13 protein-coding genes and 3 pseudogenes are annotated in these 14,841 nt (G+C 43.1%); 1 reads left to right on the forward strand and 15 read right to left on the reverse strand.

Annotated elements, in window-relative coordinates:
• Positions 1-16: 16 nt before the first annotated feature.
• The 15 genes and pseudogenes from ASL14_RS03645 to trxB all read right to left on the reverse strand — a co-directional run bounded on the left by ASL14_RS03645 (position 17) and on the right by trxB (position 13,309).
• A complete protein-coding gene (locus tag ASL14_RS03645) occupies positions 17-937 on the reverse strand; it encodes an ABC transporter permease (protein WP_134910489.1) in 921 nt (306 codons plus the stop codon).
• Between the two features lie 307 nt (positions 938-1,244).
• Entirely contained in the window at positions 1,245-2,507 is a 1,263-nt protein-coding gene (locus ASL14_RS03650; protein WP_237171611.1) for a helix-turn-helix domain-containing protein, read from the reverse strand.
• A gap of 21 nt (positions 2,508-2,528) precedes the next feature.
• A pseudogene (locus tag ASL14_RS29210) lies at positions 2,529-2,693 on the reverse strand (hypothetical protein); the annotation flags it as partial.
• Between the two features lie 2 nt (positions 2,694-2,695).
• Positions 2,696-2,842, reverse strand: a pseudogene (locus tag ASL14_RS29215) (hypothetical protein); the annotation flags it as partial.
• 86 nt (positions 2,843-2,928) lie between these two features.
• A complete protein-coding gene (locus ASL14_RS03655) occupies positions 2,929-4,650 on the reverse strand; it encodes a sensor histidine kinase (protein WP_223264184.1) in 1,722 nt (573 codons plus the stop codon).
• 738 nt (positions 4,651-5,388) lie between these two features.
• A complete protein-coding gene (locus tag ASL14_RS03660; RefSeq protein ID WP_134910490.1) occupies positions 5,389-5,916 on the reverse strand; it encodes an OsmC family protein in 528 nt (175 codons plus the stop codon).
• Between the two features lie 388 nt (positions 5,917-6,304).
• The gene (locus tag ASL14_RS03665; RefSeq protein ID WP_134910491.1) at positions 6,305-6,562 is read right to left on the reverse strand and encodes a YciI family protein; all 258 of its coding nucleotides are present in this window, start codon (positions 6,560-6,562) and stop codon (positions 6,305-6,307) included.
• Positions 6,563-6,838: 276 nt separating this feature from the next.
• Positions 6,839-7,354: an OsmC family protein gene (locus ASL14_RS03670; RefSeq protein WP_134910492.1), complete on the reverse strand. Its 516-nt coding sequence runs from the start codon at positions 7,352-7,354 to the stop codon at positions 6,839-6,841.
• 63 nt (positions 7,355-7,417) lie between these two features.
• The gene (locus ASL14_RS03675; RefSeq protein WP_134910493.1) at positions 7,418-8,146 is read right to left on the reverse strand and encodes a DsbA family oxidoreductase; all 729 of its coding nucleotides are present in this window, start codon (positions 8,144-8,146) and stop codon (positions 7,418-7,420) included.
• A 24-nt stretch (positions 8,147-8,170) separates the two neighbouring features.
• Positions 8,171-8,827, reverse strand: a complete 657-nt coding sequence (locus tag ASL14_RS03680) for a carboxymuconolactone decarboxylase family protein (protein WP_134910494.1) — start codon at positions 8,825-8,827, stop codon at positions 8,171-8,173.
• Between the two features lie 423 nt (positions 8,828-9,250).
• Positions 9,251-10,315: an NADH:flavin oxidoreductase gene (locus tag ASL14_RS03685; protein ID WP_189338223.1), complete on the reverse strand. Its 1,065-nt coding sequence runs from the start codon at positions 10,313-10,315 to the stop codon at positions 9,251-9,253.
• 292 nt (positions 10,316-10,607) lie between these two features.
• Positions 10,608-11,350, reverse strand: a pseudogene (locus ASL14_RS03690) (NADPH-dependent oxidoreductase).
• Positions 11,351-11,421: 71 nt separating this feature from the next.
• On the reverse strand, positions 11,422-11,763 hold the full coding sequence (locus ASL14_RS03695) for a thioredoxin family protein (RefSeq protein ID WP_134910496.1): 342 nt from the start codon (positions 11,761-11,763) through the stop codon (positions 11,422-11,424).
• A 29-nt stretch (positions 11,764-11,792) separates the two neighbouring features.
• Positions 11,793-12,281, reverse strand: coding sequence for an OsmC family protein (locus ASL14_RS03700; RefSeq protein ID WP_134910497.1), 489 nt, complete (start codon positions 12,279-12,281; stop codon positions 11,793-11,795).
• A gap of 98 nt (positions 12,282-12,379) precedes the next feature.
• Positions 12,380-13,309 carry a thioredoxin-disulfide reductase gene (trxB, locus tag ASL14_RS03705; RefSeq protein ID WP_134910498.1) on the reverse strand — a complete coding sequence of 310 codons (930 nt, stop codon included), beginning with the start codon at positions 13,307-13,309 and terminating at the stop codon, positions 12,380-12,382.
• Positions 13,310-14,094: 785 nt separating this feature from the next.
• On the opposite strand from trxB, the gene ASL14_RS03710 reads away from it, so the two are divergent.
• On the forward strand, positions 14,095-14,763 hold the full coding sequence (locus ASL14_RS03710) for an ArsR/SmtB family transcription factor (protein ID WP_134910499.1): 669 nt from the start codon (positions 14,095-14,097) through the stop codon (positions 14,761-14,763).
• Positions 14,764-14,841 lie beyond the last annotated feature (78 nt).

A 14,841-nucleotide genomic window follows, 5' to 3' on the forward strand; every position in this document is an offset into this window, starting at 1 on the left:
GCATTCTCTCCCTCTCTTAGAATAATGCACGGTCTTTATCGTATTTGCGAACCGCGTAGTTGGCAATCATGATGGTCACGAAGCCAAGCAACGATTGGTAGAAGCCCGCTGCGGCCGACATGCCGATCTCATTTGAGGTCATCAGCAGGCGGAAGACAAACGTATCGATGACATCCGTATTTGAGAATAAGAGACCGTTGTTGCCAACCATGTTGTAGAACATCCCGAAATCACCACGAAAAATATTGCCGATCGCCAGCAACACCAGGATAATCATTGTTGGATACAGGTTCGGCACGGTAATCTTCAGGATTCGTTGAAAGACGTTGGCTCCATCAATTTCCGCCGCCTCGTACATCTCGGTATCGATGCTCGTGATGGTAGCCAGATACATGATCGTCCCGTAACCGAACGCCTTCCATGTGGATACGATGACCAGAATGAACGGCCAATACGCGGGGGTATTGTAAATGTCGATCGGCTCCATACCCAGCATCGTCAACATCCCGTTAATAAACCCGAAGTCGTAGCTAAATAAGTTGAATGCAATGGCGCCGACAACAACCCACGAGATGAAGTAAGGCAGGAAAAACACCGTTTGAGTCAACTTTCGAAACCACTTCCCCCCCACCTCAAACAGTAGGATCGCGGCAAAGATTTGCACTACGTTGTTCACGACGATGAACGCGATATTGTAAAGCGCGGTGTTGCGTGTTACGCGCCAGGCGTCACCTGACTCAAAAAGAAACCGGAAATTATCGAAACCGTTCCAGGGGCTCCCGAATACACCGCCGTCGAAGTTGAATTGCTTGAACGCCAATACGATTCCCGCCATAGGCACGTAGGCGAACAGAAAAATAAAAAGTACGCCTGGCGTGAGCATCAGTAGCAGGGTTTTATACTTCCTGACATCGCTCCAAAATCCATGCAGGTTCATATGCTCCCTCTCCTCTTTCCTCTTTGTCCCCATTATAGGCGAGCGTTATAGGCCTTGAAAATTTAGCCAAGCAACAAAAAACTATACTTTTTCACCGATCTGTCGAACCGTGCCGTTTACCTCCATAAAAAAACTACACTGCCCCATTGATTAACAAGGCAGGCTGGAACCAAACAACAGAGATTTTAAAAGAAGCATAATTATCTAATAAACATTCAAAATAAGGTCAGTGAGTTCATTGATCAGGCGTAGAAAAAAAAGATCCTCGGTCATGATTCGACCGGGACCTCAATCACACATATAGCTATCAAATTTTGTGCTTCTTGCGGTATTCGCCCGGCGTCATGCCCATTGCTTGCTTGAAATTCCGGTTGAAATAAATTATATTCTTATAGCCCATCTGATCAGCGATTTCATAAATTTTCTTCGTCGGGTCTTTGAGCAGCTCGCACACACGATCCGTCTTTAGGCCGATCAAGTAATCGCTGAAATGTGTGCCCGTCTCCTCTTTGAATAACTGGCCCAAATAGTTCGCAGTAAAATCTAAATGCGCCGCGACTTCCTTAAGCGTAATTTTCTTCTCCAGGTTATTCTCCACGTATCGCATGATTTCTTCAATTAGTTTGCGCATCTGCCTTTGTCCCTTGATGTACAGCATCTCAGACAGCTCGAAGAATCCCCTGCGAAGCCAAGACAGAATGTCATGCACCGTCTCGAATTGAAACAGTACGTCTGGTTGGCGCGATTCCCATTCCAGCAGCTCGTATAAATTTTCTTTTCGCTGCTGAAGATCGGCATGCAGCTTGGACGTCATACGTATGATAAGCGCGTACACGCCTTCCTTGCCAGTCAGTGTCACATCCTGTTGAAGCAACTCCATCAAACAGTCGTCAATTGTGACCAGGTCGTAGTCCAAGATCGCTTCGAGCATTCGATTGACCTTCTCTTCCATGCACTTGCCCGGCGTATTTTGAGAATGCGCCTCGATCACTCCTTGAATGATTCGATTTTTGCCGAGCAGCCATTTGGCGCCAAGCGCCGCCAGCGCCTGTCGAAAAGACTCGTGGAGTTCCGTCTCGTTGGATGCGTTACGACCGATGCCGATCGTGACCGTGCGAGAAGTGCTTCGATTCACATGTTCGACAAGCTCCTTAAGCAAGCTATTGAACCTGGACTCCGGCACGGCTGCAAGAATCACGAATCGGTTTCCCTGCCCCTCGATGACGGTACCGAGCCTGATGTCCGCTGCAAATGTCTTGATCGTCCGGCTGATCTTTCGAATCTCTGCGCGTTGCTCTTCCAGCGGAAGGTTGCGCATCTTCCATTCTAAGTCGTCAATTTCCACGAGCGCCACGGACGTCCCCTTCTCCAAATAATGCGCAAGCACGCCACTAACGTGCGATGTGGCCGGCGCGGGCGTTCGTTCCTCAAACCACCGTAGGAGTAGCTCTTCGTTCACGAGCGACAGGGTTTCCGTAAAGGAACGATCCTGCTCCAGTTCTTGCTCGATTTTCGCGACCTGCTCCGTCAGTATGCGAAATAATTCTTGGTCTTCGACCGGCTTCAGCAAATACCCTGAAGCATTGATCTCGATCGCTTCCTTGGCGTAGCCGAAATCCTCGTGGCCGCTAATAAATACGATCTTAACCTTCGGATGGATCGTCTTCGCCTTCCGGGCGAATTCGGTTCCCGTCTGATCGGCATTCGAATGTCCGATAAGATCAAGTCGATCGGTTCGGATTCCATGAGCTTCAATGCCTGAAAACCGCTATGGGCCGTGCCCGCTACGCGGACATTCAGCCCACTCTCGAGGACGCGTCGGCGTAGCCATTCGAGGTCGACCACTTCATCATCAACTAGCAACAGATTAACACTCATGTACATGCCTCCGGTCGTTTCACTCATTTACGCACTATGCCTGAATGTATCATACCTTTTCCCCCCGAAGGACAACATGGCGGTCTTCAATGAAAACGGATACAAATTCACGGTTACTGCCGTGGTTCGTCGCCCTGCCCATCCTGATGCCAAGCCGGGAGCAGAATCCGAACCGTCGTTCCTCCTCCATAAATGCTTGCGATCTGGACGCCGTAAGCATCTCCGTATAACAGCTTGATGCGATCGTCGACGTTTTTGACACCGTAACCGCCCTCTTGCCTCGGGTTGTTTAGCAATCGCTCCACCGTATGGGGTTTCATGCCAATGCCGTTGTCGATGACCTTCAGCTCGATAAGATCGCCAATACGACACGCCTTAATCAGGATCGCGATCGAATCTCCGAACCAAGCGTGCTTAAAGACGTTCTCCACGAAGGGTTGCAGGATCAGCTTGATGACCGGCACCTGCAGAATATCGGGCTCGACATCGACATGCACCGTAAACGCGTCCGCATATTTCACCCGTTGGATCGCAAGATAGGTCGTCACTTGTTCCAGCTCTTTCTCCAGCTCAATGAAGACACGGCCTTGGTTGAGGGTGAGACGGTAAAAACGGGAGAGCCCTTGCACCATCTCTGTCACCTTGTCCGTCTCTCCGAGATTCGCCAAGCTTCCGATCGTCGACAGCGTGTTATAGAGGAAATGAGGATTGATCTGTGCTTGCAAGGCCTCCAGCTCAGCTTGTTTCTTTTGGATGCCTTCAATATAGACGCTATCGATCAATTTTTGGATACTACTGGCCATCACGTTGAACGCATCGGCGATTTGTACAAACTCGTCATTGCCGGAGAATTGTATCCGCTTTAGAAAATCCCCTTCCTGGAACGAACGAACAAGGTCGACGATCCTCGACATCCTACGCCCGGAAAGGCGGGCGACGATATAGCCAATGAAGGCCATGACAACAAAGCTAATGGCACATACGGTGATGATGATTCGCTGTAACCTACCCGCATCCTTTGACAAGTACGAATTGGGCACAAGCGTCTCGATTACAAAATCAGTACCCGGGATCTCTTCCCGGAGGCTTAGATACGCTTCGCGCGAGGCGTTTTGTTCGGCCATTCCTCGATGGTAAAGCGATATGCCAGTGGAACGGTCGACCAGACGCAGCGTAATCCCTTCTTCGAGCGGAAAGGCCACGAAATCGCCCAACAGGTCTTCGAGTGATACGGTGATACGCACATAGCCGATTTCGGTCTTATAATCGGCATACGATACCAAACGGCGAAAATGTGATATATTACCAAGTTTACTGTCGGTATCGATTTGCAGCCAGATGTTGTCCCGTTCCGTGGCTTGAAGCGAACGAAACCACTCGGAATGGGAAATCTCACCGAACGGCAGGATATAATAATCGTTTTGCGCGATCGGCTCCGCGAGGTTATCGCCACTCACAATGCTCAAATCGCTGTTCAGTGTGTAAAGCATAAGGCGAATATCGTTCCCAGATAGCTGCAGCGGCGCTGTCATCTGTGGGATGATCTCGTCCAGCATCGTCCAGTAAATGTCCAGCGGATTTCCCTTCTTCTGAATGGCGTGCTGGAACGCTAGGCTGCCGAACAGCGTATCGGACATGCGCTGAATTTCGTCCATCTGGTAAAGAATATTGTTCCTTGTCTGCTCCATGCCGGTCCGAATATTCGTCTCAGCCATCTCCGTCCGCGATTGAACAAGCATCGAATACGAAATATAGCCGATCAACACGTCCGTAAGCAACACTAGTAGCAAGTAGGGGACCATCATTTTATAGGTAAAAGGCACATATGATTTCACCGGTAAGTTCCTTTCCCATTCCTCGTTCTAATAATAAATACCGCCATGTTCTAACCACAAGTTCTATTCGATTCCGTCACCGCTAGTTTCGCCAGATAATCTTGATCTTTCCTCTTAAATGAAGAGCGGTCTTTAGAACTATAGAGATATTCTTGTAAAGATCTTTAGGAATTGCTGAACGGATCGCATATTACAACGTTACCGGCAAGCGGTTTGTGAAGGTCGACCAAAGCCATTATATAAAGCGGAAAAAAGAGAACCCGAAGTCTCTTTTCGAGTTTCCTCACCAGCAGTTGCAGGCCAATGTCGGTCTTTCTGGTCTTTTGAATGTGTGTTTGAATGATATTAAGCTATCTATTACGGATTTAGGTTCATCTGCCGAATAATTAAAACCTACTCCAGAGCTTCTCCTATAGTAAAAGAGAAACCCTCTGTTCTTTTGGTAGGCCACAGATCTCCCCATAATGGCAAGAAAGAGACCGGTTCAATTGAAGCTTGATTTCATCAAAATTGTACTTAATCTGTTTTCTCCACTCCCACTGTAGAATAGTTCGTACATCGGCCTGTCGGCTGTTTTAAAAATACTAACTACTGACGTATGTAGGGCGTTTGGCAAAAGGGAGCACACATGTCCTTAGCCACAAGGGAAAACGAAAGCACCCTGATCCTAATATTATAAAAAAAGTAGACATTATGCTACGTGTTCCTCGCATAATGTCTACTTTTCTAGCAAAACAATCAAGTATTCATGGTTTTGTGAAGTGTATACATCGAAGTCACTTTAACGTTTCTTTCAATGGTGTTTCTCACAGGTGATATTTCTATGGCTTTTGCAATCAACTTTTCAACCTGCGCTTCATCTGCGTCACTGTCCACATTGAAACGAACGTTTATTTCATCAAAGCCAGAATTACCCTCTTTTAAGCCAAAGAAAACGTTCAGATCTATTTCGCCAGTAACATCAACGTCCAACGAATTTACTTTAATCCCCATACCACTAGCTGTTGCAATGAATCCAACACCTACACAAGCGCCAAGTGCACTTAACAAAAGCTCAACGGGATTAGGCCCTTTTCCAGTTCCGGATAGCCACTCTGGTTCATCAATGGGTACCGGCTTATAGTCCCCAACCTCGGCCTCCGAGTAAAACCCATCTTTCCATTTTACTGTAGAAGCAAAATTTGTAATCGCATCCTCAGGATTTTTCTTATATTTTTCTGCCAAGCTTCCGAGCATATTCACATCTATACCGTTCATTTTACTCATATTTAGGACTCCTCTATTTTATATTTTTCATAGACCAATCTTAATTCAATCCTCGCTTGTCCTTTATGACTTTTTAGGCGGGATCGCACACCCTTCATCAGTACATAGTCCTTCACTAGAGGTTTCATCAGAAAGAATTTCAAACTTAGCTGCCGGATGCTCTTCTTCCCAAACTTTCTCCACCCTGCCCATCCGAAACCTTGGGTTGCCGGATGTCTGCTTCGGCTACGGCACTTTAAAGGGTAAAGTTACCCGGTGGATTTGAACCACCTAATGATGCGACTGTGAGGTGCACCCAAAAAAGAGGCTCCCTATACTGGGGGCCTCTTGATATTATAGTAGCGTTGATGGCTTTTTAACGAAACCTAAAAGAGAAATGTATATTCATTTATACCATTTTCCACTCATGAAGTTCCAAGCGAAGCGCTTTTTCCGACACATACGGGTCTTTTTCAACCATCGCCTGTGCCTCTTCCAATGAATCTGCAACGTAAATGACTAGACCGCCGGCCCCATCAACAAAAGGTCCCATGGCATAAATTTTCCCCTGTTCCTTCATTTTGTTCAAAAATTCCAGGTGCTTAGGATGTAACTCTTGTCTTTTTCCCGGGTCAACTATGTGCAAGATTGCTGCGTAATGTGCCATTGTACCACTCCTTAAGTGAATGAAAAATAGATTACCAAGTCTATGAAGCCTTTATATTCTTAATAGCACGAATCTTTTGAATTAGTACACAATTTCGTGATCTTCACGTTTTTCATACAGTGAGGCCACTGGCTCGATAGTCCGTGATGCGCTCCGTCCATTACTGCTGGTGTCGTTCTGCTTTGGTCATCTGGCAAATCTCCTTGAGTTAAGATATGCCTATGATCTCATGACTGGTGTTGGGTTTACAGGTGTACTGGGTTTGACGCTTACGTTTTAACTGTGGAGTGTATACTCCGAAGTCACTTTAACGTTTCTTTCAATGGTGTTTCTCACAGGTGATATTTCTATGGCTTTTGCAATCAACTTTTCAACCTGCGCTTCATCTGCGTCACTGTCCACATTGAAACGAACGTTTATTTCATCAAAGCCAGAATTACCCTCTTTTAAGCCAAAGAAAACGTTCAGATCTATTTCGCCAGTAACATCAACGTCCAACGAATTTACTTTAATCCCCATACCACTAGCTGTTGCAATGAATCCAACACCTACACAAGCGCCAAGTGCACTTAACAAAAGCTCAACGGGATTAGGCCCTTTTCCAGTTCCGGATAGCCACTCTGGTTCATCAATGGGTACCGGCTTATAGTCCCCAACCTCGGCCTCCGAGTAAAACCCATCTTTCCATTTTACTGTAGAAGCAAAACTTGTAATCGCATCCTCAGGATTTTTCTTATATTTTTCTGCCAAGCTTCCGAGCATATTCACATCTACACCGTTCATTTTACTCATATTTAGGACTCCTCTATTTTATATTTTTCATAGACCAATCTTAATTCAATCCTCGCTTGTCCTTTATGACTTTTTAGGCGGGATCGCACACCCTTCATCAGTACATAGTCCTTCACTAGAGGTTTCATCAGAAAGAATTTCAAACTTAGCTGCCGGATGCTCTTCTTCCCAGACTTTCTCCAACACTTGAGAAAAAGATTCTGTTGGCTGTGCCCCTGAAACTGCATATTTTTGGTTGAATATAAAGAACGGTACCCCGCTAATCCCAACTCGACGAGCTTCATCTTGATCTTTTCGTACTTGATCTTTATAGAGATCCTTATTTTTCAATACTTCGAGGGCTTCTTTTCTGTTTAATCCAACCGCTTCTGCAATATCGGCCAGTGTATCATAATCTCCTACATCCCTTGATTCAGTGAAATGTGCAATAAGTAATTTTTCATTCAACGTTGTTTCTTTGCCATTCGTTTTTGCCCATTTTAATAAACGATGAGCATCCAGTGTATTGGTGGGTTTAAGACTATCTAATTGAAAGGATAATCCCACGTTCTTGGCTTGTTGAGTTAAGTGGCTAAGAAATTCTTTCGCTTGTTCTCTTCCGCCAAACTTAGGGGTTAATTTTTCTATAAAACTTGTTCCATCATACGAAGAAGCTCCCGGATCAAGCTCAAAGCTTCTGTATTCAATACTTATTTCATCTTTATACGGTAATCCATCTAAGGCTTGCTCCAGATTTTGTTTACCAATATAGCAGAATGGACATGCAATGTCAGACCAGATTTCAATTTTCATGTTTCTACCCCTTCTCAGTTTTAGTTATTCGTCAAATGCAACCAGTGCATTTACTCCATGAGCAAGAGCGGAACCAGCTTTTAAAGCAGTAGCTACCATAATCGACTCAGCCAGTTCTTCTTTGGTTGCTCCGGCTTTTTTGGCTGCTTTCGTATGAATATCAATGCAATATGGACACCCAGTGGTATGGGCAACCGCAACCGCAATCAATTCTTTTTCCTTGGTACTGAGCATGCCGGCTTTCAACGCTTGCTGATCAAAAGAAGCAAAGGATTTAAACGAATCACTTAATTGGGTAAACTCCCGCAGTCTATTAATATAAGATGCACGGTATAACTCGTCGTCATCGTTACCATCATACGCATTTAAAGCATTAACGCCATGAGCCATCGCCGAACCGGCTTTGAGCGCGGTGGCAACCATTATAGCTTCTGCCATTTCCTCTTTTGAAACACCATGTTTCTTAGCTTGTTTTACATGAACCTCAATACAATAAGGGCATCCCGTGGTGTGGGCTATAGCAATTGCAATTATTTCCTTGTATTTTGCCGTAAGTTTACCTTCAGCCAATGCTAGCTTTTCAAAGGCTACAAACGCCTTGAATATCTCTGGAGAAACCGAGTTAAATTCTCCAATACGTTTAAAATTCGATTTTTTAAATAAACTGTCTTGATGACTCATAGAAAATCCCTCTATTCATTAGATATTTTAGTGTACTCTGAGCTTTAATTCATCACGCTCATAATTTTTTCCTTACTTACGCTTTTTCATAGATCCTACGATTGAATCAACAAGTTTCTCTCATTAAATGCCTCCTTTTAGTCGAAAACAAGAATACATTATTCAATTGATTAATTGAATTATAGAATGTGTAGGCATTTAAGTCAAGTACTTTTTATGCGAAGAGTGGGGCACTTGGAAGCCATGAATAACCAGATATTTAATGAATCTTTTATATAAATCCAGCCTTCCAAAACATGCAGGCGAATAGCCATAAAAAAATGCACCCTTAGAATACATTGGTTAAACCCAGGGTTTTTCTAATGTATTCTAGTGGGTGCATTTCAAATCGATATAGGTTCTTCGTTATTTTTCAAACTCCGTTTAATATAATGTGTTCAGTGCCTCACGCGTAAACGGAAGTAATTCTTCTGTTCGTCCATCGCGGATTTTGTTTACCCAGTCAGGGTCAGCCAATAATGCGCGCCCGACTGCGATCAAATCGAATTCTTCACGTTCTAATCTCTCGATTAAATCACCCATCTTGTTGGCTTTGCCATTAGCCTCTTCCCCGGTAGCAAAGAAATCCACAAAATCAGCGCCCTCAAGACCGACAGATCCAACTGTAATTGTTGGTTTTCCTGTCAGTTTTTTCATCCATCCTGAGAGATTCAGTTCAGATCCTTCAAATGCAGGTTCCCAAAAGCGACGAATAGAGGCATGAAAGATATCAACGCCTGCATCAACTAATGGCGTTAAGAAGTGTTTTAATTGTTCTGGAGTTTCTACTAATTTTGCTGTATACGCATCATATTTCCACTGTGAGATTCGCAACACAATTGGAAATTCTGGTCCAACAGCACGTCGGCAAGCTGCGATAACCTCACTAGCAAAGCGCGTACGATTGACCATATCGCCACCGTATTCGTCGTTACGCGAGTTTGTTTTTTCCCAAAAGAATTGATCAATTAAAAATCCATGTGCCGCCATAATCTCGATACCATCAAACCCAACTTTTTTAGCATTTACTGCTGCCTGCTCGAAGGCTTCAACTAATTCCGAAATTTCTTGTTTAGAGTAATCATTGACGTTACCACGTGCACCCATGTGCCATATTTGCGAGAAAATTTTGCCACTGACTTCGTGGACACCATTAACTACTTTTGACCAACCGTTTAGCGCCTCTTCTCCGTATAAGTGTGGTACGTCCTCCTGCCATGCTGGCACCTCGGATGCAACATCAGGATGGTTGATAAATGTACCCTCTGTCAGAATAAGTCCAACACCATTTTCGGCTCTACGACGATAATACGCAGCGACATCCTCCCCTGGCACTCCATTTGGAGAAAAATTTCGAGTCATAGGTGCCATTATAATACGATTAGATAGTTTGAGATTTCCCATTTCGAATGGTTTAAAAAGAGCTTCAACAGATTGAAAATTATTCACAAAAAAACCTCCAAGTTTTATTATTGTCATTTTATAACATAGACGTTCGTATATTAGCAACAATTAAATCAACTTATCTAATCCCTAACAGTGCATATAAAAAGACTCTCGTTCTAACGTTTATAAAATGAACTGAGAACCAAGTTAGCACCACCACAGAAGCCTGTTAAATAGGACAGCTTTCCTCCATTAAAGCAGATATCCAAATCGGTTCGATCTTCGGCTTAGGGCTTGTTTAACCTAAGACATTGATTTTCATGTAATTTGGGAAAACACTCTTCCATCAATAAAATTACTTGAAATCGAATCCTTGCTGCTCCAACATTCTTCTCACTTCAGGATAATAAATGTGGTTATAAAAGGAGGATACTTCTTGACTCCAACCTCTTGTTTCTTTTCCATTTGTACGTTTATCCATGTAGTTAGAGATCGTTTGATCATATTCTTTAATGAGGGCTTCTAAGTTGGTGTCGTACCGTTCTTTATGCCAGATTGCATTTTGAGGTAAACGTGGCTTCTTCGCAGAGAGATCAGCAGGATGTCCAATAACAAGTCCACTTACAGGAAATACATATTCAGGAAGACCAAGTAATTCAATTAATTCAAGCGGCTGGTTTCTCACTCCTCCAATCGGCACAATACCTAGTTCTAATGATTCAGCTACAGCAATTGCGTTGCCCATTGCCAGTCCAACATCAGTCGCTCTTACTAAGATGGACTCCATACTTTCGGTAATAACCAAGTGTTCTTCGTTCAATTCTGCCGCAAGTTTCGCTCTAAAAAAATCAGCACAAAATAATAGGAACACTGGAGCTTGTGCTACCCATGGCTGGTTCCCAGTCAGCTCAGCGATTTTTTCTTGGTTTGTCGATCCTCAATACTTATGACAGACACTTGCTGCCCATTAATAGAGGATGGAGCTGCTTGCACAGAATTCATGATTAGTGTCAGTTCTTGCTCGCTGACTGGCTGATCCGTGTAACTACGGATAGATCGGTGATTCATTAAGATTTCGTATAGTTCATTCTTATTCATTATTTCTTACCTTTCTTTGGTTCATCCAATGTAAGTAGTTTCTATATAGCTACGCAATAGCGCAAAAATCCTTATGAACGTTTGTTATATACCTCAACAGCACTTTGCAGAAAATGTTCAATCTCTTCGCGTGATTTACGAAGCTTGTTGACATATCGAGTAACCTCTTTACCGTCGACATAGGCAACAAAGCTTGGAATACCCATAATATTTTGTTCTTCACTTACAGTCCCTACATGATCTACATCCACCTCGATGAGATCCAGATCATTCGCAAATTTTTCTTCAACTTCAGGCATGAATGGATCAATAAATTTGCAGTCTGGGCACCAGTCTGCTTTAAAAACAGCAACTGTAATTTTGGGGGAACGGATAGCTGTATCAAATTCTGATTTAGAGGTAACTTTATTCATTTTAAGTCTCCTTTTTTTTAATGGATGGTTTACCATTCTATTTGATGTTGTTCAATATAGTTACTTGTCAGATCATCTCCAGCATCAATCGATACCTTACCTTCGGTACCTACCGGCACACCTGCTTTGACAAGCAGCTGACCAATGTGGCATTTTTCTTCTGCTTGCAGGAATAATGCTTCGACCACAGTGATATCTTCCTTTGATGCACTCGAGGATAAAACAACATGCGGACGATGTGTAATGCTCAGTTGGTTCCCTCTAGCTATGTTCCCTTCTGTGTCCATAAAGAACCCGGTAACGGGTACTTTCTTGCGATCGAGCATGTACGCTAGTGTCAGAGCATAACAAGCAATGGCAGAGGACATCAGGAGTTGTTGTGGATTAGCACCTTCTCCACTTCCCCCTTTAAGAACAGGGATAGCAATTTGGGTTTGTAAATTGTCGCCTTTCATGCGACCAAAACCTTTCGCGTCTTTGAACCAAACCGTATTCATATTCACTTTTTGATCCGGCATTTTAATATGCTCCTTTCCATATTTTTAATACTTGTACTTGTCACTAAAATCCTTAGATTCCGAGAAAATTCAAAACGTTCTATTCGGTTAACGACGTTTTAATTATTTTCCAAAGAATCGATAAACTTTTCGCTATCCATGGCCGCCATGGCTCCAGTCCCTGCCGCAGTAATAGCTTGACGATAGCGAGTATCCTGTACATCTCCACAAGCAAACACACCTGAAATATTTGTCTTTGATGTGCCGGGTACTGTAACGATGTAGCCGTTCTTATCCGTTTCAATTTGACCATTTAAAAAGTCCGTATTCGGATGATGACCGATGGCTACAAATACACCATGTGCATGTAGGATTTCCTCTTCGCCTGACATATGGTTCCGGACTTTCAATCCAGTCACTCCACGCTCTTCCGCAACAACTTCAAGCGGGGTCCTGCTTAAAGCCCACTCAATTTTAGGGTTTGAACGAGCGCGATCTTGCATAATTTTTGAGGCTCTCAGTTCTTCTCGACGATGCACCACAGTAACTTTGGAAGCGAATCGTGTTAGAAAGTTTGCTTCTTCCAATGCAGTATCGCCTCCACCCACTACAATGAGTTCCTTATTTCGAAAGAAAAACCCATCACAAGTGGCACAAGTACTAACTCCCCGGCCTACATTTTCTGTTTCGCCTGGTATTCCTAAATATTTCGCACTGGCACCGGTTGAAATGATCAGAGTTTCAGTGATGATTTCACCTTTGCCCTCCACTTCCAGTTTAAACGGTCGTTTTTCCAAATCTACCGTCTTTACCCAACCGTTAAGAAATGTAGCCCCGAAGCGTTCCGCTTGTTTACGCATATTATCCATTAATTCGGGGCCCATGATGCCTTCTGGAAATCCAGGATAATTCTCAATTTCAGTTGTTGTTGTAAGCTGTCCTCCTGGTTCAAGTCCTTCAATGACGAGTGGATACATATTAGCACGAGCCAGGTAGATCGCTGCGGTCAGTCCTGCTGGACCAGTTCCGACAATTACAGATTTATACATATTCATCCCTCCAAATTTGATTGTTTTTACAGTTGCTTATAACAGCGTTTTTTAATATTCAATTGATTAATTGAATTATAGCATTGGGAAATCTGTTCGTCAATACACGGATAGAAAATGACTACAAATGAGACACACATTGTAGAAATATATTGGGGGCGGATGTTTGACTAATCTTTGCATAATGAAAAAAGCTGACAGAGCGCAACGGCAGTGTCAACTTTTTTTGTGAGAGTTTATGTTTCATATGCGTTGTATGTTGGATATGTAATCAAGAATTTAAGATTTTCTTTTTATATACTCGCATTACACGTAGAGAGATTTGCTAAGTGATTCTGCCGCGATTGGAACCTATCTACCCCATTATAAGTGATGTAAAGACTGTCCCTTCTCAGCTAGAAATGGGCTAGTCGCAAATCGTCATGATAATTCTCCTGAATGATCTTCGCTTTGTTTGGTCACTTAGCAGTCTCTGGGGTAGGCTGTGCATTACTTCGACTCAATGTTGTGAAGGCCCTGACCTGGGCCTATTCTTATAAATTTTATCAAGTTATATCCTTTTGACTTGACTCCACTCGGGATGTTCATGTTAAAATTTTAATATTCAATTGAATGACCAAGAGCTCGATTTCGTGAGTAGAGTCAATTTTTGAGTATCTAATTTCCTCATTATGATTCTTTAGTTATGGATTATAGTTTAAGATGTATTCTAAGGCTTCTGCTATGCATGAATTGAAATTGGGGATTCCCGTTTTATAATACGACAAGAATAGAGGTTGATAATAATGGAAGATATGCTGAACTCTGCGAAAATTTTTAAGGAAGATCTCTATAAACAATTGGCTAGAATCGGAAAATGTTTATCCAGTGATAAGCGCCTTGAGATCTTAAATTTGCTATCCAATGGTTCTAGAACCGTAGAAAAAATAGCTACCTGCACAGACATGAATATTGCGAATGTATCCCGCCACCTTCAAATTCTGCTCGATGCAAAACTGGTTAAATTCACAAAGAAAGGAGTATATGTGATCTATTCTTTGGCTGATCCAGAAATCATCGAATTTCTTTCCTCTTTATGGCGAATCAGTGAAAAACAACTTCCTGACATTAGTAGAATGAAAGATGATTTCCTAAATAATCTTGATGACGTTCAAACGCTTACGATGGATGAGGTTAGGGAGAAGATTAATAATGATTCAATAATTTTGGTGGATTTACGTCCTAAAGAAGAGTATGACATGGATCATATTGCGGGAGCAATTTCGATGCCGATGGAAGAGTTAGATACATTAATAAGAGAGATACCGAAAAACACAGAAATCATTGCATACTGCAGAGGCCCACTGTGTGTCTACTCAGCTCTGGCAACACAGAAATTACAATCTGAAGGCTTTAGGGCTTTTCGCATGGAAGAGGGCTTGAATGAGTGGCAAGAACATTTTCAGTTACACTAAGCTGACTTCTAAGAACAGACGAAGAACAATTAATTTCTCCAATTCTTAACTAAAAGACTTCAAGCCAATATTATTAGG

Source organism: Paenibacillus sp. IHB B 3084 (assembly GCF_001447315.1).
In the GTDB taxonomy this organism is placed as follows: Bacteria; Bacillota; Bacilli; order Paenibacillales; family Paenibacillaceae; genus Paenibacillus.

Excerpts from the sequence above, each read along its gene's own strand:
- ASL14_RS03645 (WP_134910489.1), bottom strand. The coding sequence starts at position 937 with ATGAACCTGCATGGATTTTGGAGCGATGTCAGGAAGTATAAAACCCTG.
- ASL14_RS03660 (WP_134910490.1), bottom strand. The coding sequence starts at position 5,916 with ATGAGTAAAATGAACGGTATAGATGTGAATATGCTCGGAAGCTTGGCA.
- ASL14_RS03665 (WP_134910491.1), bottom strand. The coding sequence starts at position 6,562 with ATGGCACATTACGCAGCAATCTTGCACATAGTTGACCCGGGAAAAAGA.
- ASL14_RS03670 (WP_134910492.1), bottom strand. The coding sequence starts at position 7,354 with ATGAGTAAAATGAACGGTGTAGATGTGAATATGCTCGGAAGCTTGGCA.
- ASL14_RS03675 (WP_134910493.1), bottom strand. The coding sequence starts at position 8,146 with ATGAAAATTGAAATCTGGTCTGACATTGCATGTCCATTCTGCTATATT.
- ASL14_RS03680 (WP_134910494.1), bottom strand. The coding sequence starts at position 8,827 with ATGAGTCATCAAGACAGTTTATTTAAAAAATCGAATTTTAAACGTATT.
- ASL14_RS03695 (WP_134910496.1), bottom strand. The coding sequence starts at position 11,763 with ATGAATAAAGTTACCTCTAAATCAGAATTTGATACAGCTATCCGTTCC.
- ASL14_RS03700 (WP_134910497.1), bottom strand. The coding sequence starts at position 12,281 with ATGCCGGATCAAAAAGTGAATATGAATACGGTTTGGTTCAAAGACGCG.
- trxB (WP_134910498.1), bottom strand. The coding sequence starts at position 13,309 with ATGTATAAATCTGTAATTGTCGGAACTGGTCCAGCAGGACTGACCGCA.
- ASL14_RS03710 (WP_134910499.1), top strand. The coding sequence starts at position 14,095 with ATGGAAGATATGCTGAACTCTGCGAAAATTTTTAAGGAAGATCTCTAT.